The 24,717-nt window shown below is 71.7% G+C and carries 28 protein-coding genes and 1 pseudogene; 14 read left to right on the top strand and 15 right to left on the bottom strand.

The window, feature by feature from the left end; genetic code table 11:
* Positions 1-56: 56 nt before the first annotated feature.
* The 6 genes from thpD to ACFWI8_RS33555 form a co-directional block, all read right to left on the bottom strand.
* Positions 57-956: an ectoine hydroxylase gene (thpD, locus tag ACFWI8_RS33580; protein ID WP_387099283.1), complete on the bottom strand. Its 900-nt coding sequence runs from the start codon at positions 954-956 to the stop codon at positions 57-59.
* A 22-nt stretch (positions 957-978) separates the two neighbouring features.
* Positions 979-1,389, bottom strand: coding sequence for an ectoine synthase (locus ACFWI8_RS33575; RefSeq protein ID WP_387099281.1), 411 nt, complete (start codon positions 1,387-1,389; stop codon positions 979-981).
* A gap of 41 nt (positions 1,390-1,430) precedes the next feature.
* Positions 1,431-2,699, bottom strand: a complete 1,269-nt coding sequence (gene ectB, locus ACFWI8_RS33570; protein WP_311604617.1) for a diaminobutyrate--2-oxoglutarate transaminase — start codon at positions 2,697-2,699, stop codon at positions 1,431-1,433.
* Positions 2,696-3,274, bottom strand: a complete 579-nt coding sequence (gene ectA, locus ACFWI8_RS33565; protein ID WP_387099279.1) for a diaminobutyrate acetyltransferase — start codon at positions 3,272-3,274, stop codon at positions 2,696-2,698. The genes ectB and ectA overlap by 4 nt, the downstream gene beginning before the upstream one ends.
* Before the next feature lie 456 nt (positions 3,275-3,730).
* Positions 3,731-4,354 carry a hypothetical protein gene (locus ACFWI8_RS33560; protein WP_387099277.1) on the bottom strand — a complete coding sequence of 208 codons (624 nt, stop codon included), beginning with the start codon at positions 4,352-4,354 and terminating at the stop codon, positions 3,731-3,733.
* An 18-nt stretch (positions 4,355-4,372) separates the two neighbouring features.
* Positions 4,373-4,990 carry a SigE family RNA polymerase sigma factor gene (locus tag ACFWI8_RS33555; protein WP_387099275.1) on the bottom strand — a complete coding sequence of 206 codons (618 nt, stop codon included), beginning with the start codon at positions 4,988-4,990 and terminating at the stop codon, positions 4,373-4,375.
* A 99-nt stretch (positions 4,991-5,089) separates the two neighbouring features.
* Between ACFWI8_RS33555 and ACFWI8_RS33550 the strand changes: the two genes are divergently transcribed.
* The gene (locus ACFWI8_RS33550) at positions 5,090-6,211 is read left to right on the top strand and encodes an amidohydrolase family protein (RefSeq protein WP_387099273.1); all 1,122 of its coding nucleotides are present in this window, start codon (positions 5,090-5,092) and stop codon (positions 6,209-6,211) included.
* A gap of 18 nt (positions 6,212-6,229) precedes the next feature.
* Here ACFWI8_RS33550 and ACFWI8_RS33545 read toward each other — a convergent pair whose 3' ends face one another.
* Positions 6,230-6,430 (bottom strand): hypothetical protein, encoded by a 201-nt coding sequence (locus tag ACFWI8_RS33545; RefSeq protein WP_311604612.1) that lies wholly within the window; start codon positions 6,428-6,430, stop codon positions 6,230-6,232.
* A 22-nt stretch (positions 6,431-6,452) separates the two neighbouring features.
* Positions 6,453-7,712 carry an anion permease gene (locus tag ACFWI8_RS33540; protein ID WP_387099271.1) on the bottom strand — a complete coding sequence of 420 codons (1,260 nt, stop codon included), beginning with the start codon at positions 7,710-7,712 and terminating at the stop codon, positions 6,453-6,455.
* A gap of 183 nt (positions 7,713-7,895) precedes the next feature.
* Between ACFWI8_RS33540 and ACFWI8_RS33535 the strand changes: the two genes are divergently transcribed.
* The 9 genes from ACFWI8_RS33535 (at position 7,896) to amaP (ending at position 15,440) form a co-directional block, all read left to right on the top strand.
* The gene (locus ACFWI8_RS33535; protein WP_387099269.1) at positions 7,896-9,290 is read left to right on the top strand and encodes a hypothetical protein; all 1,395 of its coding nucleotides are present in this window, start codon (positions 7,896-7,898) and stop codon (positions 9,288-9,290) included.
* A 196-nt stretch (positions 9,291-9,486) separates the two neighbouring features.
* Positions 9,487-11,085: an ABC-F family ATP-binding cassette domain-containing protein gene (locus ACFWI8_RS33530; protein ID WP_387099267.1), complete on the top strand. Its 1,599-nt coding sequence runs from the start codon at positions 9,487-9,489 to the stop codon at positions 11,083-11,085.
* A 343-nt stretch (positions 11,086-11,428) separates the two neighbouring features.
* Complete coding sequence (locus tag ACFWI8_RS33525) at positions 11,429-11,653, top strand: helix-turn-helix domain-containing protein (RefSeq protein ID WP_059009466.1); 225 nt, start codon at positions 11,429-11,431, stop codon at positions 11,651-11,653.
* 64 nt (positions 11,654-11,717) lie between these two features.
* Positions 11,718-12,506 (top strand): enoyl-CoA hydratase/isomerase family protein, encoded by a 789-nt coding sequence (locus ACFWI8_RS33520; RefSeq protein WP_387099265.1) that lies wholly within the window; start codon positions 11,718-11,720, stop codon positions 12,504-12,506.
* 581 nt (positions 12,507-13,087) lie between these two features.
* Positions 13,088-13,552 (top strand): Asp23/Gls24 family envelope stress response protein, encoded by a 465-nt coding sequence (locus tag ACFWI8_RS33515; RefSeq protein WP_387099285.1) that lies wholly within the window; start codon positions 13,088-13,090, stop codon positions 13,550-13,552.
* Between the two features lie 9 nt (positions 13,553-13,561).
* Positions 13,562-13,756 carry a hypothetical protein gene (locus ACFWI8_RS33510; protein WP_132819924.1) on the top strand — a complete coding sequence of 65 codons (195 nt, stop codon included), beginning with the start codon at positions 13,562-13,564 and terminating at the stop codon, positions 13,754-13,756.
* Between the two features lie 6 nt (positions 13,757-13,762).
* Positions 13,763-14,146, top strand: coding sequence for a hypothetical protein (locus tag ACFWI8_RS33505; protein WP_387099263.1), 384 nt, complete (start codon positions 13,763-13,765; stop codon positions 14,144-14,146).
* Entirely contained in the window at positions 14,146-14,859 is a 714-nt protein-coding gene (locus ACFWI8_RS33500) for a DUF6286 domain-containing protein (RefSeq protein WP_387099261.1), read from the top strand. The genes ACFWI8_RS33505 and ACFWI8_RS33500 overlap by 1 nt, the downstream gene beginning before the upstream one ends.
* Complete coding sequence (gene amaP, locus ACFWI8_RS33495) at positions 14,856-15,440, top strand: alkaline shock response membrane anchor protein AmaP (RefSeq protein ID WP_387099259.1); 585 nt, start codon at positions 14,856-14,858, stop codon at positions 15,438-15,440. Before ACFWI8_RS33500 ends, amaP begins: the two co-directional genes overlap by 4 nt.
* A gap of 54 nt (positions 15,441-15,494) precedes the next feature.
* Here the strand turns inward: amaP and ACFWI8_RS33490 are convergent, their stop codons facing one another.
* Both ACFWI8_RS33490 and ACFWI8_RS33485 read right to left on the bottom strand, forming a co-directional pair.
* Positions 15,495-16,325 carry an SURF1 family protein gene (locus tag ACFWI8_RS33490; RefSeq protein WP_387099257.1) on the bottom strand — a complete coding sequence of 277 codons (831 nt, stop codon included), beginning with the start codon at positions 16,323-16,325 and terminating at the stop codon, positions 15,495-15,497.
* A gap of 25 nt (positions 16,326-16,350) precedes the next feature.
* Entirely contained in the window at positions 16,351-17,373 is a 1,023-nt protein-coding gene (locus ACFWI8_RS33485; protein WP_387099255.1) for a DEDDh family exonuclease, read from the bottom strand.
* 216 nt (positions 17,374-17,589) lie between these two features.
* On the opposite strand from ACFWI8_RS33485, the gene moaA reads away from it, so the two are divergent.
* Positions 17,590-18,582, top strand: coding sequence for a GTP 3',8-cyclase MoaA (moaA, locus tag ACFWI8_RS33480; RefSeq protein ID WP_387099253.1), 993 nt, complete (start codon positions 17,590-17,592; stop codon positions 18,580-18,582).
* Here the strand turns inward: moaA and ACFWI8_RS33475 are convergent.
* The 5 genes from ACFWI8_RS33475 to ACFWI8_RS33455 all read right to left on the bottom strand — a co-directional run bounded on the left by ACFWI8_RS33475 (position 18,565) and on the right by ACFWI8_RS33455 (position 21,980).
* Positions 18,565-18,804 carry a hypothetical protein gene (locus tag ACFWI8_RS33475; protein WP_311601784.1) on the bottom strand — a complete coding sequence of 80 codons (240 nt, stop codon included), beginning with the start codon at positions 18,802-18,804 and terminating at the stop codon, positions 18,565-18,567. The two genes, moaA and ACFWI8_RS33475, sit on opposite strands and share 18 nt — an antisense overlap.
* A 244-nt stretch (positions 18,805-19,048) precedes the next feature.
* Positions 19,049-19,384, bottom strand: coding sequence for a DUF3099 domain-containing protein (locus tag ACFWI8_RS33470; protein WP_387099251.1), 336 nt, complete (start codon positions 19,382-19,384; stop codon positions 19,049-19,051).
* A gap of 45 nt (positions 19,385-19,429) precedes the next feature.
* Positions 19,430-20,842 carry a tyrosine--tRNA ligase gene (gene tyrS / locus ACFWI8_RS33465; RefSeq protein ID WP_387099249.1) on the bottom strand — a complete coding sequence of 471 codons (1,413 nt, stop codon included), beginning with the start codon at positions 20,840-20,842 and terminating at the stop codon, positions 19,430-19,432.
* A gap of 77 nt (positions 20,843-20,919) precedes the next feature.
* Positions 20,920-21,123, bottom strand: coding sequence for a DUF397 domain-containing protein (locus ACFWI8_RS33460; protein ID WP_387099247.1), 204 nt, complete (start codon positions 21,121-21,123; stop codon positions 20,920-20,922).
* Positions 21,120-21,980, bottom strand: coding sequence for a helix-turn-helix domain-containing protein (locus ACFWI8_RS33455; protein WP_387099245.1), 861 nt, complete (start codon positions 21,978-21,980; stop codon positions 21,120-21,122). The genes ACFWI8_RS33460 and ACFWI8_RS33455 overlap by 4 nt, the downstream gene beginning before the upstream one ends.
* Before the next feature lie 151 nt (positions 21,981-22,131).
* Between ACFWI8_RS33455 and ACFWI8_RS33450 the strand changes: the two genes are divergently transcribed.
* From ACFWI8_RS33450 to ACFWI8_RS33440, 3 genes and pseudogenes are all read left to right on the top strand, one after another.
* Positions 22,132-22,599 carry an ATP-binding protein gene (locus ACFWI8_RS33450; protein ID WP_387099243.1) on the top strand — a complete coding sequence of 156 codons (468 nt, stop codon included), beginning with the start codon at positions 22,132-22,134 and terminating at the stop codon, positions 22,597-22,599.
* Between the two features lie 9 nt (positions 22,600-22,608).
* The gene (locus ACFWI8_RS33445) at positions 22,609-23,379 is read left to right on the top strand and encodes an MBL fold metallo-hydrolase (protein ID WP_387099241.1); all 771 of its coding nucleotides are present in this window, start codon (positions 22,609-22,611) and stop codon (positions 23,377-23,379) included.
* A 409-nt stretch (positions 23,380-23,788) separates the two neighbouring features.
* Positions 23,789-24,559 (top strand): annotated as a pseudogene (locus ACFWI8_RS33440) (transposase).
* The last annotated feature ends 158 nt before the right edge of the window (positions 24,560-24,717 follow it).

The raw sequence follows: 24,717 nt of genomic DNA, 5'->3' as shown, positions 1-24,717 counted from the left end.
CGCCCGGCCAGGGCCGGGCGGGCGTCCGCTCCTTCGAACCGGGCGCCGGCAGGCGCTCACCTCACTGGCGTGAAATCCCGCGCGCCGATGTAGTCCGGGCGTCGGATCGGTGCCGCGAACGGCTCGACCGCCGTGTTCTCCACGCTGTTGAAGACGATGAAGACGTTGCTGCGCGGAAAGGGCGTGATGTTGTCGCCCGAGCCGTGCATGCAGTTGCAGTCGAACCAGGTCGCCGAGCCGGCCGCGCCGGTGAAGAGCCTGATGCCGTGCCGGTCGGCGAAGTCGGTCAGGGCCCGGTCGGACGGGGTGCCCGCCTCCTGCATCTGGAGCGACTTCTTGTAGTTGTCCTTCGGCGTCTCGCCGGCGCAGCCCAGGAAGGTGCGGTGCGAGCCCGGCATGATCATCAGGCCGCCGTTGGTGTCGTAGTTCTCCGTGAGCGCGATCGACACCGAGACGGCCCGCATCCGCGGCATGCCGTCCTCCGCGTGCCAGGTCTCGAAGTCCGAGTGCCAGTAGAAGCCGCTGGCCCCGAACCCCGGCTTGACGTTGATCCGGCTCTGGTGGACGTACACGTCGGAGCCGAGGATCTGCCGGGCCCGGCCGACGACCCGTGGGTCGCTGACCAGGTCCGCGAAGATCCGGCTGATCTTGTGCACCTCGAACACCGACCTGATCTCCTGCGACCTGGGCTCGACGATCGACCGCTCGTCGTCCCTGATCGCGGGGTCCGTGACCAGCCGGTCGAGCTCGGCCCGGTAGACGGCCACCTCGTCCGGCGTGATCAGCTGCTCCACGGTCGCGAAGCCGTCCCGCTCGAAGGCCGCGAGGTCCCCGGCCGCGAAGGGGCCGGGCGCGCCGGGCTCTGACCACACCACCGGGTCCTGGCGCGGCGTGGCTACCTCCTCGGTTCCTCGGGTCGGGTACAGGTCGGCGGTGCGTTCGGGTGCGGTGGTCATGTGGCCTGCTCCTTCCTTCTCCTTACGCCTCGGTCGTCGCCGCTTCGGTGAGAAGCGGGTAGACGCCGTTCTCGTCGTGGTCCTCCCGGCCGGTGACGGGTGGGTTGAAGACGCACAACACGCGCAGGTCGGTCTTGGGCCGGACGGTGTGCTTCTCGTGGCCGTCCAGGAGGTACATGGTTCCCGGCTTGATCCAGTGCTTCTCGCCGGTGTCGTCGTTGGTGAGTTCGCCCTCGCCCTCCACGCAGAACACGGCCTCGATGTGGTTCGCGTACCACATGGAGGTCTCGCTGCCGGCGTAGAGCACCGTCTCGTGGAGCGAGAAGCCCACGCCCTCCTTGGCGAGGATGATGCGTTTGCTGCGCCAGGTGCCGGACGCCGAGTGCACGTCCCGCTCGGTGCCCTCGATGTCGCTGAGCGATCGAACGATCACGGTGTGGTCTTTCCTTTCAAAGCGTCTCTCGGTCGGTCTCGTCAGTCGGTCTCGCGGACGGCGCGCGTCAGGACGCGCAGGCCCTCGTCCAGCTCGTCGGGGCTGATGGTGAGCGCCGGCAGCAGCTTGACCACCTCGCCCTCCGGGCCCGAGGTCTCGATCAGCAGGCCGAGCTCGAAGGCGCGCCGGCAGACGGCGGTGGCCCGCGCCGGGTCGTCGAAGGTCAGGCCCCAGACCAGGCCGCGGCCGCGGTAGGAGGCGCCGGCCGAGGCGTGCTCGGCGGTCAGCATGCGCAGCGTGTCCTCGACCTGCTCGCCGCGGCTGAGGGTCTGCTTCTCCATCTGGCCGTCGGTCCAGTAGGCGTCGAGCGCCGCGGCCGCCGTGACGAAGGCCGGGTTGTTGCCGCGGAAGGTGCCGTTGTGCTCGCCCGGCTCCCAGATGTCGAGCTCGGGGCGGAACAGCGTCAGCGCCAGCGGCAGGCCGTAGCCGCTGATGGACTTCGAGACGGTGATGATGTCGGGGACGATGCCCGCCTCCTCGAAGGAGAAGAACGGTCCCGTCCGCCCGCAGCCCATCTGGATGTCGTCGACGATCAGCAGCATGTCGTGGCGCCGGCACAGGTCGGCCAGGCCGCGCAGCCACTCGGCGCGCGCCACGTTGATGCCGCCCTCGCCCTGCACGGTCTCGACGATGACGGCGGCCGGCTTGTTGAGTCCCGAGCCGGCGTCCTCGAGCAGCCGCTCGAACCAGATGAAGTCCGGGGTGCGGCCGTCCAGGTAGTCGTCGAACGGCATCGGCGTGCCGTGGACCAGCGGGATGCCGGCGCCGGCGCGCTTGAACGCGTTGCCGGTGACGGCGAGCGCGCCCAGCGACATGCCGTGGAATGCGTTGGTGAAGGAGACGATCGACTCCCGGCCCTTGACCTTGCGGGCCAGCTTGAGCGCCGCCTCGACCGAGTTGGTGCCGGTGGGGCCGGGGAACATGACCTTGTGGTCCAGGCCACGGGGGCGCAGCACCACGTCGCGGAAGCTCTCCAGGAAGGCCCGCTTGGCGGTGGTGGACATGTCCAGGCCGTGGGTGACGCCGTCGCGCTCCAGGTAGTCGAGCAGGGCGCGTTTGAGCAGGGGGTTGTTGTGCCCGTAGTTGAGTGAGCCCGCGCCGGCGAAGAAGTCGAGGTAGGTGTGGCCGTCCTCGTCGTACATGTAGCTGCCCTGGGCTCGGTCGAAGACGGTGGGCCAGCCACGGCAGTAGCTGCGCACCTCGGACTCCAGGGTGGTGAAGACGCTCAGGTCCGGCTGGGTGATGGTCACGACGAGCTCCTGGTGGGGGTGGTTGTGCTGGCGGGAACGGCGGCGGTCTGGCTGAGGACGCTGGCCGGGCGGGAGGGTATGGGGCCGATCCGGTACAGCACCTCCGGCTCGTGCCCCGCCTCCGGGAAGGCGTCGGCCGCGAAGAGCACCTCCCGCGTCAGCGGGGCGTCGTGCCGCTCGGCGAAGGAGGTGAACAGCCGGTTGGAGGCGGCGTTGTCCGGCGTGACGGTGGTCTCGATGACCTCCACCCCCAGCTTGTCGCCCGTGCGGTGGGCCAGCGTGTCCAGCATCGCGGCGGCGAGGCCGCGGCCGCGCTGCCCGTGGTCGACCGCGACCTGCCAGATCAGCAGGGTGCGCGGGGCCTCCGGGCGGCTGTAGCCGGTGATGAAGCCGACGGGTCCGGCGGAGGCGTCGCGGGCCACGATAGACGTCTGCGCGTAGTCACGACACCACAGTAGGTAACTGTAGGGAGAGTTCAGGTCGAGGGCCCGGGAGTCCCTGGCCAGGCGCCACAGCGCCGCGCCGTCCTCGGGTCGCGGGCTGTCGAGTTCCAGCCCGGGGAATTCCCCGTCCATTCTGCGCTGCCTGCTCGGACTGCTCGGAAAATCGTCTTCTACTGCACGTGCACGGTCGGGTTGTGCGGGGGTCATGCAGATTGAATTTACCGATCGAACCGAGAAAACGCATGGCGGGTGGGGGTTACCCGACGGGAGAGGATGTGTTATCGCGTGCGCGTAAGGCATCGGGGCGCATCCGGCAAAAGGAGGCGGTTTGTCCGTTAGTTACCGGACAAAACGGGCGGCTGTGCGAGTTGTGTCACGGTTGTGTAACGAAGACGTGTCGCGCGTGGTCATCGTTGTGACCTTCCGGGATTCCGGCAAAAGGGTGTTTGCGACTCCGGAAACCGGGCAGAAGAGGCCCGCAACCCTGGCCTGGATTCCACGGCAAACGCGGTTTCAATTTCCCGCGAAATCCCGTGTGAAGGAATTATCCCAGTGTTCTGCGGGATCGCTCGTCGAATGACGCCGCGCTCAGCCGAACGTGCCGCTCGCCGACACCGGCCCCTCGGGCCCGGTGCCCTCGACCAGGAAGCGGTCCCCCGAGGCGTCCCGGGCCCCGAGATCGTGGTCGTACTGCCCGGCGAACACGTGCTCGCCCGCCGGCACCACCGCCCCCGGGCGCAGCTCCCAGCGGAACACCAGCAGGTCGTCCGACAGCGTGGTGGTCAGCTCGAAGTCCTCCTCGGGCAGCGTCCGCCAGGCCCCGGTCTCCCTGACGCCGGCCCCGGCCACCACCCGCAGCTCCACCGAGAACGAGGTCAGCGGCCATCCGACCACCACCGTCAGGTCGCTCTGCGACCAGTAGGGGTTGCTCCCCGCGTTCACCCGGGCGGACGTGCTCAGCACCGGCGCGACCGCCGCCGACGGCGCACCGTCACCCCCGCCCGCCCCCGTCGACCGCACGGCGAGCGAGGCCGCGCCCAGCGTCACCACCAGCGCCACCACCGCGCCGAGCACCCTGCCCCACCCGACGCCCACCCGGGGCGCGCGACGCGGAGCGCCGGCCGTCACCCTCGCCAGCATCCGCTCCCGGTCAGGCCGATGCCCCTCGGCCGCCTCCCGCAGCAGCCGGGCGACGTCTGGACGCTCTGGCATCGGCCCTCTCCGGTGTGCTCACCAACCCCGCCGCTCCACGGGCCCCGAGCCGAGCCCCCGCAGGAGCCCTCGCGGATCCTCCTCGGCCGTGGACGTGACCGCCTCGGTGAGCATCCGCTCCAACTCGGCCATGCCGCGCGACGTCTGGCTCTTCACGGTACCCACCGAGATGCCGAGCGCGCTCGCCGTCTCCCGCTCCGACAGGTCGAACGCGTGCCGCAGCACGACGCAGGCGCGCTTGCGGTACGGCAGTCGGCGGAGCGCCGCGCGCACGTCGAGCATCGCCGGCACGTCGGGCCCCTCGGCCGGCTCCCCGTGCTGCGACCAGAACAGCGCGACGCGGCGACGCTCACGCGTCCTGCTGCGGATCCTCGAGCGTGCCAGGTTCGCCACCACCCCGCGCGCGTACGCGAGCGGATGTCGCGCGGCGCGCACCCGGTCCCAGTGGTGCCAGATCGCGACCAGCGCGTCGGCCGCCAGGTCGTCCGCGCTCTCGGCGCCGTCCGGGCCACCGAGCAACAGATAGGCGAGCCTGGACAGTTCGGCGTGGTGCTGCTCGAAGAAGGCGTGGAACTCATCGTTGGGGCTGGCCACCCGCCGGCCTCCTCGGTGTGCGGCTCGTTGGCCCGCCGACATGGTTCGACAGGCCGTACGACAGGTCGTTAAACGTTCGTCCCTGCGTGCAAGCCCCCAACGACTCGGGAGCGTAGCAGGCAATTTGTAGGCTGCCGAGGCATGAGTGAGAGTGCGGTGGTGCACATCAGGGGACGCGTGCTCGTCGGCCCCGAGGGCGGCGACCCCGACGGGGGCGCGGACGACGGCGTGTTGGACGAGATCTGGGTGGTCGGCGGCCGGATCAGCCGCCAACGCCCGCCCACCGCACGCGAGGTGGTCACCGTCGAAGGTTGGGCCCTGCCGGGACTCGTCGACGCCCACTGCCACGTCGGCCTCGGCCCACAGGGCGCGGTGGACGCCGGGACCGCCGAGCGCCAGGCGCTGACCGACCGCGACGCCGGGGCCCTGCTGCTGCGTGACGCCGGGTCGGCCGCCGACACCCGCTGGATGGACGAACGCCCGGACCTGCCGCACCTCATCAGGGCCGGCCGGCACATCGCCCGCCCCCGGCGCTACATCCGCAACTACGCCCGCGAGATCGAGCCCGACCAACTCGCGGCCGTGGTGCGGCAGGAAGCCAGGCGCGGCGACGGCTGGGTCAAGCTGGTGGGGGACTGGATCGACCGGGAACGCGGCGACCTCGGGCCCTGTTGGCCGGCGGACGCGGCCCGGGAGGCGATCGCCGCCGCCCACGCCGAGGGCGCGCGTGTCACCGCGCACTGCTTCGCCGAGGAGTCGCTGCGCGACCTGGTGGAGGCCGGCATCGACTGCGTGGAGCACGCCACCGGGCTCACCGAGGACACCATCCCGCTCTTCGCCGAGCGCGGGGTGGCCATCGTGCCGACCCTGGTCAACATCGCCACGTTCCCCGCGCTCGCCGAGGGCGGCGCCGGCCGGTTCCCCCGGTGGGCCGCGCACCTGCGGCGGCTGCACGAGCGCCGCTACGACACGGTGCGGGCCGCCCACGACGCCGGGATCCCGATCTTCACGGGCACCGACGCGGGAGGCGGCCTCGGCCACGGCCTGATCGCCCGCGAGGTCGCCGAGCTCACCCGGGCCGGCATCCCGACGGTCGACGCCATCGGCGCCGCCACCTGGCGGGCCCGGGCCTGGCTCGGCCGGCCGGGGCTCACCGAGGGGGCGCCCGCCGACCTCGTCGTCTACGCGGCCGACCCGCGCCGTGACGTCACCGAGCTGGCCCGGCCGCGCCGGGTGGTGCTGCGCGGCCGGATCGTCGCCTGACGGCCGGCCGCCACCGGGTCAGGAGGTGATGACCCAGATGCCGTAGCCGACGGCCGCGGCGCACAGCGCGAAGGAGAGATAGCCGGCCGGCCTCGCGGCCGGCTTGGCGGAGCGGCTCAGGCCGGCCCTGATGCCGACCGAGAACAGGCCGACGACGGTCACCGTCAGCAGCACCGAGACCAGGATGACCTGGCCGAGCGTGGCCCAGTCGACGTTCATGCGGGGATACCTCGGTCTCGGGCTAGGCGGAGGGCTGGGTGGGGGCGGGGGAGGCGGCGGGGGCCGGCACACCCGGCGTGGCGGGGGCGGGGATGAGCATCTGCAGCGCCTCCCCGGCCGGCTCGGCGTCCTGCCGGGCGTCCTTCGACGCGGATTCGTTCACATTGTCGACGGTGTCCTCGACGTCGTTCACGTTCGAGTGGTCCACCGGGCGGCGCCGCGAGCGCTGCCAGATCGCCGCGCTCGCCGCCACGAGCAGCACCGCGACCGCGGCCACGCCCCAGTCGCCCTGCTCGGCCAGCAGCGCGCCGAGCGCGCCCACCAGGCCGGCCGCCGGCAGCGTCAGGAACCAGGCCGCCACCATCCGGCGCGCCGTCGACCAGCGCACCACGCCGCCCGCGCGGCCGAGCCCGGAGCCCATCACGGCACCCGAGCAGACCTGGGTGGTGGAGAGCGCGAAGCCCATGTGCGAGGAGGCCAGGATGGTCGTCGCCGCGCTGGTCTGGGCGGCGAAGCCCTGCGGCGGCCGGATGTCGGTGAGGCCCTTGCCCATGGTGCGGATGATCCGCCAGCCGCCGAGGTAGGTGCCGAGCGCGATGGCCACGCCGGCCGAGGTGATCACCCACATCGGCGGGTCGGCGCCGGGCGCCAGCGAGCCGCCGGCGATCAGCGCCAGCGTCATCACGCCCATGGTCTTCTGCGCGTCGTTGGTGCCGTGCGCCAGCGAGACCAGCGCGGCCGAGGCGATCTGCCCGGTGCGGTAGCCGCCGGCGGCGGCCTGCTCGTCGGCGCCCCGGGTGACGCGGTAGGTCAGCCGGGTGGCCAGCATCGACGCGACGCCCGCGACCAGCGGAGCCGCGATCGCCGGGATCAGCACCTTGGTCACCACCGCGTCCCCGTTCACCGCGCCGAAGCCGACGGACGCCACGGTGGCGCCGATCAGACCGCCGAACAGCGCGTGCGAGGAACTGGACGGCAGCCCGGCCAGCCAGGTCAGCAGGTTCCACACGATGGCGCCCACGAGACCTGCGAAGATGACTTCGGGCTGGATGCCCGCCTCCTCGTCGATGATGCCGCCGGAGATGGTTCTGGCCACCTCGACGGAGAGGAACGCGCCGACCAGGTTGAGCACGGCCGACATCGCCACCGCGGCCTTGGGGGTCATGGCCCCGGTGGAGATCGTCGTGGCCATGGCATTGGCCGTGTCGTGGAAACCGTTGGTGAAGTCGAACGCCAGGGCCGTGACGATCACGATCGCGATCAACAGCGTGATGTGTTCCATGTACCGGACAATCGCTCGACGGTCGGGTGAACAAGCGCCGTTAACGTAAGGTGAAGAGGTGAACGGCGGGTGAACTCCCGGCGGCCGGTAGCTGGCGCTCCCCGATGGGCTTCGTCAGCGGCTCATGTGGACCCCGGCGTGCGGGGTTTGAGCTTTGGAGCCTCGAACGGAGAAACTGCTCGCGTGACGTCCCGAACTCCGCGTGAGCCCCGGTTGCGACTTGTCCAAGAGACGCCTTCCCAGCGCCCCACGGCGCCCCGGCGAACGGCGGTCGCCAGACGCGCCCCCAAGCCTCCCAGAGGCATCGCCCCCCAGGACCGCCTGGCCAGGCAGGCCCGCGGCCTCCTCGCCGAAGCCGTCCGCCTCGCCCACTGGGCCCAGCGCGCCGGCGTCTCACCCGAGACCGACGTCCGGCGGGCCGCCACCGAGCTCGGCATGACCGAGGCCCAGGTCCGCGACCGCTGGAGCCACGCCAGGCTCGCCGGCCTCGTCGAGGCCGGGGCCGACGGCGCCGGAGTCAGGGCCGGTTGGCGGCTGCGAGCCTGGGAGCACGACGACACGGCGGCGCTGCGCGGCTGGGTGGCGCTCTTCGACGCCTGGTCCATCGCCCGCCCCGCACCGCCCGACGCCGACCCGGGCCTGGTCGCCGAGATCGTCGCCGCCATCCCGCAGCTCCTCTCCGTCATGCAGCTCTCCGACGGCCCGGTCACCGCGGCCGGACTGATCGACCTGCTGCGGCAGCGCATCACCGAACTCCGCGCCGAGCGCCCGGTGCCCACCTCGGACGACATACCCGCCGGGCCCGTGACGATCGAGCAGGGCGAGCTCGGCGAGCTGGTCCGCCTGCTCGGCTGGGCCCTCGACGCCCTCGCCGAGGTGGGGGCCCTGACCCTCCACGCGCGTAGCCGCCACCCCGAGCACGCCAGGCTCACCGACCTCGGCGGCTGGGCCGTGTGGACCAAGCTGGAACAGATCTGCATCGCCGCCCAGAGCCCCGCCGGCAACATCGAGCAGTCCGCCGTCGCCATGCTCCGCGGCTGCGCCGTTCTCACCCCGGGGCCGGCCCGCGCCGAGTACCGCGCCTGGCTCGCCGCCCGCCCCACAGGACCCGCCGTCACCGAGCTGCTCGACGCCGCCCGCGGCGAGGACGCCCTGATCCGCGGCCTCGCCTTCGACGCGCTGCGCGCCGTCGGCGCCCCCGCCCTGGCCGCCGTCCGCGCCGCCGCCGACGAGCCGGTGCTGCGGCCGTACGCGCTGCTCTGGCTCGCCGACCACGAGGGCGGCGACCCGCGCGACCACACCGACACCTCGGCCGGCGTCCTCACCCGCGCCGAGGCCACCTGGCTCTGGGTCGACACCGCATCGGCCGCCCACGAGAACGGCGCCGAGCGGCTGCTGCTCGACCACCTCGACTCGGCACCCCAGCCCACCGTCGCCGAGCTCGTCGACGAGATCCGCGACTGCGGCCACCCCCGCACCGTCCAGGTCCTGCTGGCGCTGGCCGCCGCCCACCCCGACCCCGCCATCACCAAACGGGTGCGCCGCGCCGCCTTCCAGGTGCACACCGGAGGCGCCTGAGGGCCACCCGCGCGCCCCTCGGGGCCCGCGGTGGGCGGGGCCGCCCAAATTGGTTGGCGGGGAGCCCGCGTACCGCCGTTAGAATGACCGCATGGACATTTCGCTCCTCGTGCCCTAGCGGACGTACCCCCCTCTCGCCAAGACCCGTCCCCGTACGGCCAACGAGCCCGTACGTCCCGTCGCCTGGAGTCCGTCCATGATCACCGCCACCGGCGTCGAGCTTCGAGCCGGCGCCCGGATCCTCATCGAGTCCGCCTCCTTCCGCGTGGCCAGGGGAGACCGTATCGGCCTCGTCGGCCGCAACGGCGCGGGCAAGACCACCCTCACCAAGTGCCTCGCGGGCGAGGGCATCCCCGCCGGCGGCACCATCACCCGCAGCGGGGAGGTCGGCTACCTCCCGCAGGACCCGCGCACCGGCGACCTCGACATGCTCGCCCGCGACCGCATCCTGGCCGCCCGCGGCCTCGACACCGTGCTGCGCGGCATGCGGGAGAACGAGCAGCGGATGGCCACCGGCCAGGGCGCCATCCGGGAGCGCGCCATGCGCAAGTACGAGCGCCTGGAGACCGAGTTCCTGACCAGGGGCGGCTACGCGGCGGAGGCCGAGGCCGCCACCATCGCCGCCAGCCTCGGCCTGCCCGACCGCATCCTCGGCCAGCCCCTGCACACCCTCTCCGGCGGCCAGCGGCGCCGCGTCGAGCTCGCCCGCATCCTCTTCTCGGACGCCGACATCCTGCTGCTCGACGAGCCCACCAACCACCTCGACGCCGACTCCATCGTCTGGCTGCGGGACTTCCTGAAGACCTACCGCGGCGGGTTCGTCGTGATCTCGCACGACGCCGACCTCGTCGAGACGGTCGTCAACAAGGTCTTCTACCTGGACGCCAACCGCTCCCAGATCGACATCTACAACATGGGCTGGAAGCAGTACCAGACCCAGCGCGAGGCCGACGAGAAGCGCCGCAAACGCGAGCGGGCCAACGCCGAGAAGAAGGCCGCCGCGCTCAACGCCCAGGCCGACAAGATGCGGGCCAAGGCCACCAAGGCCACCGCCGCGCAGAACATGGCCCGCCGCGCCGAGCGGCTGCTGTCGGGCCTTGAGGCCGAGCGGCAGGCCGACAAGGTCGCCAGGCTGCGCTTCCCCGACCCGGCGCCGTGCGGCAAGACCCCGCTCGCCGCGGACGGCCTCTCCAAGTCCTACGGCTCGCTGGAGATCTTCACCGACGTCTCGCTCGCCATCGACAAGGGCTCCCGGGTCGTCATCCTCGGACTCAACGGCGCCGGCAAGACGACGCTGCTGCGGCTCCTCGCCGGCGTCGAGAAGCCGGACACCGGCGAGGTCACCCCCGGCCACGGCCTCAAGCTCGGCTACTACGCGCAGGAGCACGAGACGCTCGACCCGCGCCGCACCGTGCTGGAGAACATGCGCTCCGCCGCCCCCGACCTGGACATGGTCGAGGTCCGCAAGACCCTGGGCTCGTTCCTGTTCTCCGGCGACGACGTCGACAAGCCGGCCGGGGTCCTCTCCGGCGGCGAGAAGACCCGCCTGGCGCTGGCCACCCTCGTGGTCTCCTCGGCCAACGTGCTCCTCCTCGACGAGCCCACCAACAACCTGGACCCGGCGAGCCGCGAGGAGATCCTGGGCGCGCTGCGCGGATTCACCGGCGCGGTGGTCCTGGTCACCCACGACGAGGGCGCGGTGGACGCGCTCCAGCCGGAGCGCATCATCATGCTGCCGGACGGCGTGGAGGACCTCTGGAGCCAGGACTACGCGGACCTCGTCGCCCTGGCCTGACCCCGCGCCGACCAGCGGGCACCGGCGTTTGTGATCATGCCCGGTGGATCATTCGGCCGACGCTTGATCATTCATCTGAGTGAGGGCGACTCGTACCCCGGCGTGTCGACGCGCCGGGCAAGCGACGGTGCGGGGCGGCGGTACGCCCGGCTACGCCATTCCGGTGATGCCCCCTGACCTGCGATTTCACCTCCCGATCCACCGCGCGTGCGGCCCCGCGCCCCCGACGGGGCGCGGAATCGCGTTGTCCGTTTGTCGTACGGACCCAGACGAACGGGTGGCCAGGAAGCGGGATAGGGGTGATCATGAGAGTCCAGAGCGCACTTCCCACGAGGAGGCACGGGTGGCCGAGACTCTGAAGAAGGGCAGCCGGGTGACCGGCCCCGCTCGCGAGCAGCTCGCGGCGGACCTCAAGCGGAAATACGAGTCGGGCGCGAGCATCAGGGCGCTGGCCGAGGAGACGGGCCGGTCCTACGGCTTCGTCCACCGCATGCTCAGCGAGGCCGATGTCACGCTGCGCGGGCGCGGTGGGGCCACGCGCGGCAAGAAGGCCGCACCCACCCCCTGACAACTGGGCCGAGGCGGCTACGCTACCGGTTGGTTACTGGCAAGTAGCACACCGGAGGTGGCCCATGGCCCAACACGACCAGGAGTGGGACGGTGTACGCCTCACCGTCGACGACGCCGTGGCCACGGTCACGCTGGCCGTCCCGGAACGGCGCAACGCCCAGACGCCCGCCATGTGGCGGGCGCTCACCGAGGCGGGCCGCGCCCTGCCGGGCACCGTCCGGGTGGCGGTGCTGCGCGCGGAGGGCGCCTCCTTCTCGGCCGGCCTGGACCGGCGGGCCTTCACCCCCGAGGGGATCGAGGGCGAACTCTCCTTCCTCGACCTGGCACGCGCCACGGACGCGGAGCTCGACGCCACGATCGCCGGCTTCCAGGAGGCGTTCACCTGGTGGCGGCGGAACGACCTGGTGAGCGTCGCCGCCGTCCAGGGCCACGCCATCGGCGCCGGCTTCCAACTCGCCCTCGCCTGCGACCTGCGGATCTGCGCGACCGACGCGCAGTTCGCGATGCGTGAGACCTCGCTCGGCCTGGTCCCCGACCTGGGTGGCACCAAGCCACTGGTCGACCTCGTCGGCTACGGCCGCGCGCTGGAGATCTGCGCCACGGGCCGCGCCGTCGGCGCGGCCGAGGCCGAACGGATCGGCCTGGCCAACCTCGTCGTCCCCGCCGACGAACTGCCGGCGGCCACGGACGACCTCGTCGCGGCGCTCCTCGCCGCGCCACGGAACGCGCTGATCGAGACCAAGGCGCTCCTGCGGGGCGCGGCCTCCGGCCACGACTACGACACCCAACGCGCCGCCGAACGCGCCGCCCAGTCCCGCCGCCTCCGCGACCTGACCACTGCCGCGGACTGACGTCCCGCTACGCGCTCGACGTTGGCCCGCAGGGCCCGGCTCGGCGGCTTCGCCGCCACGCGCCGGGCCCTGCGGCCGTTGCCGGCCTGCGGCCGTTGCCGGCCTGCGGCCGTTGCCGGCCTGCGGCCGTGCCGCGCCCACCCACCCGCCCTCCGGGCGGGTCGTCGCGCGGCGGGGGCCGCGTGGCCCCGGCGGCGAAGCCGCCGCGGGCCCCTGGCCCTGGCGGGCCGTGCACCGCGCGGAGCGCGGTTCGGCCCGCCGCCCCCGCGCGCAGCGCGCGAAGAAGGGCGGGCGGGTGGGGGAAATCCCGGCGCGAAGCGCCGGGCACCGGCGGCGCAGCCACCGCTGGCCCGCCCCGGGCCGCCACCCGCGCGAAGCGCGGGAAAGGGCGGGTGGGTGGGGAAACCCCGCGCGGAGCGCCATCCCGCTCGCGCGCAGCGGGAAGAAACCCCGAGTGAGCGCCCAGCGTTGGGAAAGGCATCTCGTATGCTCACCCCCGCCAACCCCACCAGCACAGCGCAGCGTTACCGTACCGCCCCCGAAAGGAGCACAGCCAAGTGACCGACACCGGCCCGGAGGCGATGACCGAGGTCCCCACCAGGACGACGGCGACGGCGACGACGGCGGCGGCCGGGACCCGCCGCGGGACGGGCGATCCCGCCACCCGCGGGCGCACCACCATCTCCGACGGCGTGGTGGCGAAGATCGCCGGCATGGCGGCCCGCGACGTCGTCGGCGTCTACGCCCTCGGCAGTGGAGGCGCCCGCACCCTCGGCGCGGTCCGCGATCGTGTGCCGGGCGGCAGCAGGTCGGCGACGCGCGGAGTCAAGGCGGAGGTCGGCGAGGTGCAGACCGCTCTCGATCTCGAAATCGTTGTGGAATACGGAGTTTCCATCGCCGCGGTATCCCGTACCGTACGGGAGAACGTCATCTCTGCCGTCGAACGGATGACAGGGCTCGAGGTCGTCGAGGTCAACATCAACGTCGGCGACGTCAAGTTGCCCGACGAGGAAGAGGACGACGACGAACGCCCCCCGCTGCAGTAGGAGCGCGAGATGAGCATGGCTGTGATCGGCATGATCGCCGGCATGGCGCTGGGCTTCGCCGGATACTTCGGCGGCTTCGGGGCCTTCCTGCTGGTGGCGTCCCTGGGCGCGATCGGCTTCGTGGCCGGCCGGTTCGCGGACGGCGACCTCGAACCCGGCGACTTCTTCCGCGTCAGGGACCGCGGCGAAGACCGGCGGCGGTGAGCGGCGATGAGCACGGTGGACACGGCGGGCGGGACGTCGGTCCCGGCCGCGGACCGCGGCGCGACCCGGATCTCCGAGCGGGTGGTGGCCAAGCTCGCCGCCCAAGCCGCCCGTGAGGCCCTCGGTGACGGCGGCGAGCAGCACGCGACGGCCGTGGTACGGCGCTCGCCCGACCCCTCGGGGACCGGTGGGCTCGCCAGCGTTCAACTCGCGGTCGAACTCGGGTATCCCTGTGATATCGGCGCCCGGTGCCGCCAGGTCCGCCGTCAGGTGGAGCGGCGCATCAGGGAGTTGGCCGGCATGGAGACGACCGACGTGGTCGTCGCGGTGGAACGGCTGCGTTCCGCGCACCTGACCGCCGACCGCAACGGCTCGGGGAGAGTGCGGTGATGAGCGACTCGGACGAGGACGTGGCCAAACCGGCCACCACCACACTGGAGAAGGCGGAGAAGGCGGAGAAGGCGGAGAAGCCGGCCGAGGCCCCGGCGGACGCCGAGCACGGCGCGTTCGCCAAGACGACCTCCGCCGTCCGATACGCGCCGGGTGCCGCGGAGTCGGAGCCGGCGCCGCGGTTCTGGTCCGTGCGTCGGCTGCCGGCCGGGCTGGCCGCGGCGCTGCTGATCGTGGCGGCCGGCGTGCCGCTGTACGACATCGTCTCGGTGCGCGCCGAGCGGCCGGCCGCCGCCTGGCGGCGCCGGCTCGCCGACGAACTCGCCGCCACGCACCTGGACGACGCCTGGGTGGTGCTGGGCGCGCTGGCCGCGATGCTGCTCGGGATCCTGCTCGTCGTCCTCGCCGTGACGCCCGGGCTGCGAGGGCTGCTGCCGATGCGGCGCGGGGACGACGAGTTCCTGCGCGCCGGCATCGAACGCGGGGCTGCCGCCGTGGTGCTGCGCGACCGGGCCCTCGAGGTGTCGGGGGTGCGCTCGGTGCGGGTGTCGGTCGGCCGGCGTCGGGTCAGGGCGTGGGCGCAGGCGCACTTCCGCGACCTGGACGAGGTGCGGGCCGACCTGGACGCGGTGCTCGGCGAGGGCATCAGGGAGCTCGGCCTGGCCCGCCAGCCCGCGCTCGCCGTCCAGGTCCGCCGGCCGGCGAGGAGGTGAGGGACGTGCTGAGCGTCGTCAATCGGGTGCTGCTCGGCCTGCTGGGTCTGGCGCTGTTCGCCGGCGGCCTCGCGGTCACGCTGGCCGCGCTCGACCTCGCGCCGGGCGCCTGGCCCTGGAGCGGGTCGGAGGACGTGCTGCTGAGCGACGCCGAGCGGACGCGATGGCGGGACGAGAGCTGGTGGTGGACCGCCGTCATCGGCGGCCTGGCGCTCGTCGTGCTGCTGTCCGGGTGGTGGCTCGTCGCCCAACTGCGGGAGCGGCGGCTCGACGAGGTGCTGGTGGACAGCGGCGACGGAGTGGGCGCGCTGCTGCGCGGCCGGGCGATGGAGGACGTGGTGGCCGCCGAGGCGGGGTCGCTGCCGGGCATCGACGAGGCCAGGGTCACGCTGGTCGGCCGCCGCACCCAGCCGAGGATCCGCGTCGGCCTGCTGCTCGCTCCGCATGCCAGGCCGGACGAGGCGGTGCGCCGCCTGCACGGCGAAGCCGTGGAACACGCACGGGTCTCCGCCGGCCTCGACGTCCTCCCCACCGAGGTCCGCCTCCGCTCGACCAAACACGCCCCGGAACGCCTGAGCTAGCGCCGGCGGTCCGGAACCGCCGGGGCCGGCCACCCCGGCCGCGCGCCGCGAACGTCACGCCGTGGCGTGGTCCGGCGCCGGCTCCGGCTTCGGCTCCTTCGCCTTCGCTCCGGCCGCCTTCGCGGCGGCCCGGCGCCGGTCCTGGATCTCGCGGCGCACCAGGATGACCCAGCCGACCGGCACGCCGGCCGCGAAGATCCACCACTGGAAGGCGTAGGCGAGGTGCGCGCCGATGCCGGTGTGGTCGGGCTCGGGCAGCGGTTGCGGCTGGCCGCCCTGGGCGGCCGGCTCGGGCGAGGTCTCCGTCAGCTCCAGGTAGCCGCCCAGCATCGGCAGGCCGGTGGCGGCCGACCGCTCCTGGCTGCTGATCATCATCACCATGCCGTCCGGCAGCCCCGAACGGTCCCTGATGCCGGTGGTGTCGGAGGTCTCGTCGGCCATCAGCCGCCCCGTGACCGTGACCTCGCCCGAGGGCGGGGCGGGGATCTCGGGCGTCGTGGTCAGGTCGGAGCCGGCGGAGATCCAGCCCCGGTTCACCAGCACCGCCGTGCCGTCGTCCCCGACCACGGGCGTGAGGACGTGGTAGCCGACGGTGCCGTCGGCGTTGGTGCGGTTGCGGACGACGACCTGGCCGTCCTCGTCGTAGACGCCGGTGGCGGTGACCGCGCGGTAGCGGTCGTCGGGGTCGGGCGGGCCGTCCACCGAGGACAGCTCGCCCATCGGCACCGGCGGCGCCTCCAGGCTGGACGCGATCAGGTCGTTGCGCGCCACCCGCTGCTCGTGTCTGTGCAGCTGCCAGAACCCGAGCCAGGTCATCGTCGGGATCAGCAGCAGGGCGACCAGGGTGAGGATCACCCACTGCCGGGACAGCAGAAAGCGGTACACAGCTGACGACCGTACCCGAAGGGGCTCACTCCTCCTGCGCCGGGGCCACGTCGCGCAGCAACTGGGTGAAGGCCGCCTCGTCCAGGATGGGGGTGCCCACGGCGCGGGCCCGCGCCACCTTGCTGGTCGGCGAGTCCGGGTCGTTGGTCACCAGCAGGCTGGTGAACTTCGACACGCTGGACGCGATGTGCAGCCCGGCCTCGAAGGCCTGGTCCTCCAGCAGCTCCCGGTCCGTCGAGGTGTCCCCGGAGAACGCCACCCGCATCCCCTGCACGAGCCGCCCGCCGGCCTGGTACCGGCCGGGGTTGGGGTAGGGGCAGGGGGGCCGCCGCTTGGTCTGCCGCCAGCCGCCGCGCCAGCTCACGGCGGACGGCCGCGCCGCGTCCCGCCCGGACGCGCCGCCCCCCGTGTCCGACCACTCGGTGATCGGCCGGCAGGCGAGCAGCGGCAGCCGCAGCCCCTGCCGGGCGGCGTGGTGGAGGCTAGGCCGGAACGCCTCGGCCAGCACCCGCGCGTCGTCCAGCGCGTGGTGCGCGCGCCGCTGCTCCACCCCGAAGTACGCCACCAGCGTCTCCAGCTTGTGGTTGGCGAGCGGCAGCGCCAGTGCCTTGGACAGCGCGATGGTGCACAGCCGCTGCTCGACGGGCGCGACGCGACCGGCCCGCGCGTACTCCCTGGCGATCATCGTCCAGTCGAAGACCGCGTTGTGCGCCACCAGCACCCGGCCGGCCAGGCGCTCGGCGAACTCCCCGGCGATGTCCGGGAAGAGCGGCGCGTCCGCCAACACGTCGGCCGTCAACCCGTGGATCCAGGTGGGGCCCGGATCGCGCAGCGGGTTGACGGGCGTGTACCAGTGGTCCTCGACGTCGCCCTGGGCGGTGAGCCGGTAGACGGCGGCCGACACTATGCGGTCGTCCCTGGCGAGCCCCGTGGTCTCCACGTCCACCACGGCGTATCCGGTCGGATAGCCCGTGGGCCACGGCCGGACGGCGGACTGCTGGAGGGGAACGCGGGCCGCGGGTGCGTGGTGGTCTTCGAGCATGGTCATTGAGGATACGGGCCGGCACCGACAGCGCCCCTGGCCCGGAGGGGAGTTGACCCACCGTCGAATGCCGCCCGCACGCCCGGCGCACGCCCGGCGCACGCCCCTCGCACGGCCCTTCGCACGGCAGACGGGACCGGGCCCGGGGATCCTGTCAGAGGGGTGTCGTACGCTGCGAGACATCTGCTCCACAACGTGCTCCAACACGGCGGAGGCTCGCGCATGCTGCTTGACACCTATGGCCGGATCGCCACCGACCTACGGGTATCCCTCACCGACCGATGCAACCTGCGCTGCACGTACTGCATGCCGGAGGAGGGCCTTTCCTGGCTCGCCAAACCGGAGTTGCTCACCGACGACGAGGTCGTCCGGCTGGTCACGATCGCCGTGACCGAGCTCGGCGTCACCGAGGTCCGCTTCACCGGCGGCGAGCCGCTGCTGCGGCCCGGGCTCGTCTCCATCGTCGAGCGGTGCGCCACGCTGCGGCCGCGCCCCTCCCTCGCCCTGACCACCAACGGCATAGGCCTGGAGCGCACGGCCGAGGCGCTGCGCGCCGCCGGCCTCGACCGGGTCAACGTCTCGCTCGACACCCTCGACCCCGAGGTGTTCCAGCGGCTCACCCGCCGCCGGCGCCACGAGGACGTGCTGTCCGGCCTCGCCGCGGCCAGGGCCGCCGGCCTCGACCCCATCAAGATCAACTCGGTGCTGATGCCCGGGCTCAACGACCACGAGGCACCCGAGCTGCTGGCGTGGGCCATCGAGGAGGGCTACGAGCTGCGGTTCATCGAGCAGATGCCGCTCGACGCCCAACACGGCTGGGATCGCGCCCGGATGGTCACGGCCGGGGAGATCCTCGAGTCGCTGCGCACCCGCTTCACGCTGACCCCGGAAGGCGGCGAGGAGCGTGGCTCGGCGCCCGCCGAGCGCTGGTTGGTGGACGGCGGCCCGCACCGGGTCGGCGTCATCGCCTCGGTCACCCGCCCCTTCTGCCGGGCCTGTGACCGCACCCGGCTGACGGCCGACGGTCAGGTGCGCGACTGCCTGTTCGCGCGCCACGAGTCCGACCTGCGCGGGGCGCTGCGCGCGGGCGCCGACGACGCGGAGCTCGCCGAGCGCTGGCGGGCGGCCATGTGGGGCAAGAAGGCCGGCTCCGGGCTTGACGACCCGGCGGCCTTCGTGCAGCCGGCCCGCCCGATGTCAGCGATCGGCGGCTGAGGCCCGCCGGGCCTCCCACTCGGTCAGCTCCACCACGTCCTTGAGGAAACCCCGCACCGAGAGGAACGTGGACAGGTGCTCGCGGTGACCGTCACAGGCCACCCAGGTCTTGCGGCGCTCGGGCTGGTGCAGCTTGGGATTGTTCCAGGCCAGCACCCACACGGCGGCCTCACGGCAGCCCTTCGCCGAGCAGACGACGGTCTCGGGGGCCTGGTCGGACATCACGGGATCCATTCATCTCCCCCACAAACCTCACGGGAAACTCCAGCGGAGCGGACGCAAAAGAAGGCGACGCCGGGCAGCCACGGGGGGAGCCGCCCGGCGTCGGTCCGTCGCTCCGACGGGGGATACGGAGCGCTCTTGAAGTATGACATGCAATGCCCCGTTCACCGCAGCCGAACAGCCCAATGATCTGAGGATTTCTTCGGCTGGTCCGGACGGGGTGGGGTCGGGCCGTGCGGAATGATCAGTTCCGATTGTGTGCGTCGCCGGGGCCGGGTGGCAGCGTCGGCGGAGCGTCCCTGGTGATGAAGGTGGAGGGCAGCGAAGACACGTTCTCCCGCCCGGCGTTGGCCACCACGACCGCCACGTAGGGCAGCACGGCGCCCAGCACCAACGCCACCACCGCGAGCGGCCGGCTCACGTTCCACAGCGCCACCGTCAGTAGCACCGCCAGCGTGCGCACCAGCATCGAGATGACGTAGCGCCGCTGCCGCGCCAACACGTCCTCGTGCAACCCGCGTCGGGCCCCTGTGATCCGGAACACCGCCGGATCCGCTTTCCTACCGCTTCGCAAACGCATGCAGATCACCGCCGCGTCCTACGCTACGCCCCGCCTCCGCGCGCGCTACCCCAGGACCCGGGCAAGCTTGCGGCCGGCCTTCAGGTAGACCCCTTCGGGCTTCTCCTCCAGGCCCTCGAGACGCTCGCGCACCACCTCGCCCAGCGGCCGCAGCGCGTCCGCCTCCGGCAGCACGCCCGCGTCCTGCCGCCCGCCGGCGAACTCCAGCACCAGCCGTAGCCCGTTCTGCTTGGCCAGCCGCCGGGCCGCCGAGGCGCTCGGCGTGAACCCCAGCACCCCGGTCAGCACCGCCGTCACCGCCTCGCCGCCGTGCTCGGCCAGCACCAGCTCCGGCAGCGCCGCCACCTCGGTGAAGCTCTTCTTCGAGAACTGCGCCGCGAACCCGGCCCTGGCCGCCATGGCCGCCTCGATGCCGTGCAGGGCCGCGACCACCTCGCCGGCCAGCACCCGCTTCAGGGCCATCGGGTGCAGCGTCCCGTCCGCCAGCCGCCCCTTGACCAGCGCGAGCTCCTGGTCCGTCCACTCGGTCCAGGCCAGCAGGTACGGCTCCATCAGCCGGTCGGGGATCGACATGATCTTGCCGAACACGTCGTCCGGGGTCGCGGTCAGCGGGATGTAGTTGCCCTTCGACTTGGACATCTTGGCCCCGGAGCCGTCCGTGCCCTCGATCAGCGGCATGGTGACGATCATCTGCGGGTCGAGACCGTAGACCTCCATCACCCGCCGGCCCATCTGCATGTTCAGCAGCTGGTCGACGCCCCCCAGCTCGATCTCCGCGTCGATCTCGGCCGAGTCGATCGCCATCGCCACCGGGTAGATCAGCTCCGACATCGACAGCCCGTGCCCACCCTCCAGGCGGTTGCGGAAGTCGTCCCGCTGCAGCAGCGCGGAGGCCGAGACGTGCGACAGCACGCCGATCAGCTTGGGCAGCGTGATTCCCGCCAGCCACTCGCTGTTGTGCCGGAAGTGGACCCGCTCGAAGTCGAAGAACGGCCGCACCTGGTCCCGGTAGCCCGACAGGTTCCGCGCGATGTCCTCGTCGGTCAACGGCGGCCGCTCGTCGGACCGCCCGGTCGGGTCGCCGATCTTGGCGGTGATGTCGCCGATGATCAGCGTCGCCTCGTGCCCCATCCGCTGGAAGCGGCTGAGCACGATCATCGGCACCGTGTGCCCCAGGTGCACGTCGGTCGCCGTCGGGTCGATGCCGAACTTCACCCGCAGCCCGCGCCCCGCCTTCCGGACCTCGGCGATGCGCTCCGCGAGCTTCTCCACCCCCGGCAGCACGTCCACCGCGCGCGAGCCGATCAGCGCCGCCTGCTCCTCAGCCGACAGGTCCGACAGGTCCAGATACCGCCGCGACCGGGTCTCCTCCAGCAGCTGCCGCACAGTGGAGTCGGAGGAGAGATCCTGCGCGAACAGCGCGGAAGCGCGCTGCACGGAATCGCCGAGGCGTGTCACTTTTCGGGTCCTGACGGTCGTCGGAGTCGGATGGTCGGTCGGGGGCCATCCTACGAGCCGACCCTCTCCCGGACCGATCAGTTATCGAGCTCCCTGAGGAAGGCGCCCCACGCGGCGGCGGGCACGGCCAGTCGCGAGCCGTCCGCGATTTTGGAGTCCCGCACGTGGACCGTGAGAGGGGCTGCGGCGACCTCGACGCAGTCGCCGCCCTCGCTGCTGCTGTAGCTGCTCTTGAACCAGTCGAGCTGTGATGCGCTGTGACGAGACTGTGAGTCGATCATTGTTCTCCCAACAGCTTCTCGATGTAGTGCATCGACTCCCGAGGGTTGAGAGCCTGCGCCCGGATAGTCTCATATCGCTGGCTGATCTTGCGCACGGTCTCGGGATCGGTACGCGAAGCGCTGATCCCCTGGACCTCGACGTAGGCCGTCATCGGTTCGTTCTCGGCTCGCAGCAGGATCATCGGACCGGCATCCCCAGCGTGTTCCTCCCGATCGGTCGGCATGATCTGGACATCCACATTCCGCTGCCGCCCCATCCTCAGCAAGTGCCTCCGCTGGCCGTCCAGCACAGCCCGTCCGCCATAGGGTCGATGCAGGACCACTTCCTCGATCACGAAACTCATGGAGGGCGCCGGCTTCCTGGTCAGGATGTCCTGGCGAGCCTTTCGTGCCGTGACGTGCTCCTCGATGGTCTCGTCGTCCAGGGCCGGCCGGCGATTCCGGTAGAGCGCTCGCATGTAGTCCTCGGTCTGGAGCAGGCCGGGGACCACCTGGTTCTGAAACGAGTGGTACTCGACCGCCGTCTCCTCCAGCTTGGCCACGCCCCGGAAGAACGCCGGGAGCCTGGCCTTGGCCACCTCCTTCTGCGCCAGCTTCAACAGGCCCCCGGCCCGCAGCACCCTGTCGGCCTGTTCCAGGAAGTCCGGCCCGGGAGGCCGACGCCGCCCCTGTTCGACCGAGGCGATGGTGTGGGCGCTGTACCCCATGCGGGCGCCGAACGCCTCGCGATCCAACTCGGCGTTCTGTCGCAGCGACTTCAGCAGCGCGCCGACGAGCTTGAACACGTTCGGCCCGGGGTCGCTCGTGTCCTGCTCCTGCTCCGACTCCTCGTTCTGGATGTCCTCGTCCGCCGTCATACCGGTCCGCCTCTCGTCCAACGCACGCCTCTCACTGGCGCGGCGTCCTACCCAGCAACCGAGTACGCCTCACCAAGGGTGCGCGTACAGCCACGCGTTGTACGCGGCAAATCGTGGAAAACGGAATTCGAACGCGACAAAGCTGTCACGCATGCACGCAACCCGACGCGACCCGAGCAGCTCCGAACAGCCCACCCCCGCAGCCGAGTTCGCCATACTGTTCGCTTCCACGCCCCGCGGTGCCCGGCTCGCCAGGCTGCTGGCGGTGGAGCGCCTGAACGCCTGGGGCATCCCCTATGGCACGCCGGACTCGGACACCCTCGCCCTCCTGATCGCCGAACTCGCGACCAACGCGGTACGCCACGGCAGCGCCTGTGGCCGCGACTTCAGACTCCACGTGCTCGTCACCGACGTCCTGGCACGCGTGGAGGTGACCGACGCGAACGCCGATACCCGACCGGCCGTCCGGTGCCCCGACCCCGAGGCCGGCTCGGGACGCGGACTGCTCCTCGTCGAGGCGCTGGCCGAGCGGTGGGGTGTTACGCAGCGGCCACCGGGTAAGACGGTCTGGTGCGAATACCGGCTGAGCCGGCGACGGCGTCACCACGCGGCCTTCTAGACTCCGCGAATGACCAGCCATCCCTTCCGTCTCACTGTCCTGGGTTCCGCGACGCCGTACGCGAGAGTGGACAACCCGTGCTCCGGCTATCTCGTCTCCAGCGGCGACACCCGGATCTGGGTGGACGCGGGCAGCGGGACACTGGCCCAGCTGCAATGGCACACCCGGCTGGAAGACCTGGACGCCATCTGGATCTCACACCTGCACGCCGACCACAGCGCGGACCTGCTCACCGCCTACTACGCCTTCCTCTTCGCGGACGTGCGACTCACCGCACCCATACCCCTGTACGGCCCGCCGGGCATCGCCGACCGGCTGGCCCACTTCCTGACCAACACGTCCACCCGCAGCCCGGTCGAATCCGCCTACGACATTCACGAGCTGCACGACGGCCATCAGGTCCAGGTCGGCGAACTGACCCTGACCAGCCGGGCGGTGGCCCACGGCATCCCCGCGTTCGCCCTGCGCGCCGAGTCCGGGGACCGGTCCCTGGCCTACTCGGGGGACACCGCCCCGTGCGCCAGCCTCACGGAACTGGCCGCAGGATGTGACGTGCTGCTGTGCGAGGCGGAGAGCGCCGAGGCCCCGACCGAGGGAGAGCCGGTCCACCACACGCCCGAAGAAGCCGGCGAAACCGCCAGCGCCGCACGGGCGGCCCGGCTGATCGTCACCCACATCGGCCCCTCCCTCACCACCCAACAGGCACTGGCACGCGCGTCCAGCCGCTACGACGGCCCTGTCGACTACGCCACTTCCGGAGCCGTCTTCACGATTCGCTAAGGGGTGTCCCGTAAATGATCTTTGCAGTGACGAGACGCCTCCTTATCGCCGCCGCCGGTCCGGCCGCTGCATGACCCTCAAGGATGCGGTGTGGCCTGCGCCCCCACCACTCAGGGGCTGTTGACCGTGCCATTGTCGGCGCACGAACGCTTTCTTAGAGGCCAGAGAGGAACGACGTTGCCGACCACGTGGGAGTACCGGGTGATCCAGGGTGTCAATTGGCATCAGCAGCTTGACGCCGCAGGTCTGGAGGGATGGGAAGCTGTGGGCGTGGTACCGACCCAGGCCAGCACTACGAGCTACGCGGGTGCACAAACGATGGTGAACACGCAATTCGCAGTACTGATGAAGCGACCCATGGGTTGAAGGTGGCTCCGTAACGTCTGGTCACAAGTGAGATGATCTTGATGTGGCTAGTGTGATTACGGCGTCGGAGCCGTCCTGGATAGCCCCGTTCACCGGGCTAAGCCCGTGCTGCTTCGGCAAGTTGGTGACCGTGGTACGCCGTGAAGTCGCAGACGAAACACAACGCGGGCGTCCGTGGGGCCTGCCACTGGAAGACCGCGTGCTGCTGGTCGCGGCATACTGGCGCACGAACTTGACGCTGTGCCAGCTCGCCGCACTCTTCGGCGTCTGCAAGTCGGCGACCAAACGGATCCTCGACCACCTTGGCCCCAAGCTCGCGTTCCAGCCACGCAAGCGGTTCGCGAAGGACACCGTGCTCATTGTGGACGGCACGCTGGTGCCTACCCGCGACCACACGGTGGCCGAGCAGTCGAAGAACTATCGCTACTCCACGAAGCACTAGGTCGTCATCGACGCCGACGCCCGTCTCGTCGTCGTGGTCGGCCGGCCGCTGCCAGGGAACCGCAACGACTGCAAGGCGTGGGCTGAATCCGGTGCGAAGGACGCCGTTGGTGCGACGATGACCATCGCCGACGGCGGTTACCCCGGTACCAGCCTGGTGATTCCGCACCGTCGCGCGAAAGACCAGGCGGAACTCCCAGACCGGAAACAGGCTCACAACCGCTCTCACAAACAGGTGCGGGCCCGCGTCGAGCACGCCTTCGCCCGCATGAAGGGCTGGAAGCTCCTTCGTGACTGCCGCCTCAAGGGCGACGGTGTGCACCAGACGATGCTTGGTGTCGCGCGCCTGCACAACCTCGCCCTTACGGGATGAGCGAGCAACCCACCGAGGGGCACCCGCGACCCGTTCAGCAGGAATCATTTACGGGACAGCCCTTACTGATCTTTTCGTTAGTTCTGTGGGGCTGGTGGATGGATGGTCAACCCGGTGTGGGTGAGGAAGGACCATGGCAGCTGGTGGTTCTGGTTGAT

This window comes from Streptomyces sp. NPDC127098, assembly GCF_042722465.1.
GTDB classification, from domain to species: Bacteria; Actinomycetota; Actinomycetes; order Streptomycetales; family Streptomycetaceae; genus Streptomyces; species Streptomyces millisiae.
The sequence above is the reverse complement of the archived record's forward strand: the minus strand, read 5'-3'. Positions and strand labels throughout refer to the sequence as shown.

Bases quoted from the DNA above. Each gene is read 5' to 3' on its own strand.
- thpD (WP_387099283.1), bottom strand. From the start codon at position 956: ATGACCACCGCACCCGAACGCACCGCCGACCTGTACCCGACCCGAGGA.
- ectA (WP_387099279.1), bottom strand. From the start codon at position 3,274: ATGGACGGGGAATTCCCCGGGCTGGAACTCGACAGCCCGCGACCCGAG.
- ACFWI8_RS33560 (WP_387099277.1), bottom strand. From the start codon at position 4,354: ATGCCAGAGCGTCCAGACGTCGCCCGGCTGCTGCGGGAGGCGGCCGAG.
- ACFWI8_RS33555 (WP_387099275.1), bottom strand. From the start codon at position 4,990: ATGTCGGCGGGCCAACGAGCCGCACACCGAGGAGGCCGGCGGGTGGCC.
- ACFWI8_RS33550 (WP_387099273.1), top strand. From the start codon at position 5,090: ATGAGTGAGAGTGCGGTGGTGCACATCAGGGGACGCGTGCTCGTCGGC.
- ACFWI8_RS33545 (WP_311604612.1), bottom strand. From the start codon at position 6,430: ATGAACGTCGACTGGGCCACGCTCGGCCAGGTCATCCTGGTCTCGGTG.
- ACFWI8_RS33540 (WP_387099271.1), bottom strand. From the start codon at position 7,712: ATGGAACACATCACGCTGTTGATCGCGATCGTGATCGTCACGGCCCTG.
- ACFWI8_RS33530 (WP_387099267.1), top strand. From the start codon at position 9,487: ATGATCACCGCCACCGGCGTCGAGCTTCGAGCCGGCGCCCGGATCCTC.
- ACFWI8_RS33520 (WP_387099265.1), top strand. From the start codon at position 11,718: ATGGCCCAACACGACCAGGAGTGGGACGGTGTACGCCTCACCGTCGAC.
- ACFWI8_RS33515 (WP_387099285.1), top strand. From the start codon at position 13,088: ATGACCGAGGTCCCCACCAGGACGACGGCGACGGCGACGACGGCGGCG.
- ACFWI8_RS33510 (WP_132819924.1), top strand. From the start codon at position 13,562: ATGAGCATGGCTGTGATCGGCATGATCGCCGGCATGGCGCTGGGCTTC.
- ACFWI8_RS33505 (WP_387099263.1), top strand. From the start codon at position 13,763: ATGAGCACGGTGGACACGGCGGGCGGGACGTCGGTCCCGGCCGCGGAC.
- ACFWI8_RS33500 (WP_387099261.1), top strand. From the start codon at position 14,146: ATGAGCGACTCGGACGAGGACGTGGCCAAACCGGCCACCACCACACTG.
- ACFWI8_RS33485 (WP_387099255.1), bottom strand. From the start codon at position 17,373: ATGACCATGCTCGAAGACCACCACGCACCCGCGGCCCGCGTTCCCCTC.
- moaA (WP_387099253.1), top strand. From the start codon at position 17,590: ATGCTGCTTGACACCTATGGCCGGATCGCCACCGACCTACGGGTATCC.
- ACFWI8_RS33475 (WP_311601784.1), bottom strand. From the start codon at position 18,804: ATGTCCGACCAGGCCCCCGAGACCGTCGTCTGCTCGGCGAAGGGCTGC.
- ACFWI8_RS33470 (WP_387099251.1), bottom strand. From the start codon at position 19,384: ATGCGTTTGCGAAGCGGTAGGAAAGCGGATCCGGCGGTGTTCCGGATC.
- ACFWI8_RS33460 (WP_387099247.1), bottom strand. From the start codon at position 21,123: ATGATCGACTCACAGTCTCGTCACAGCGCATCACAGCTCGACTGGTTC.
- ACFWI8_RS33455 (WP_387099245.1), bottom strand. From the start codon at position 21,980: ATGACGGCGGACGAGGACATCCAGAACGAGGAGTCGGAGCAGGAGCAG.
- ACFWI8_RS33450 (WP_387099243.1), top strand. From the start codon at position 22,132: ATGCACGCAACCCGACGCGACCCGAGCAGCTCCGAACAGCCCACCCCC.
- ACFWI8_RS33445 (WP_387099241.1), top strand. From the start codon at position 22,609: ATGACCAGCCATCCCTTCCGTCTCACTGTCCTGGGTTCCGCGACGCCG.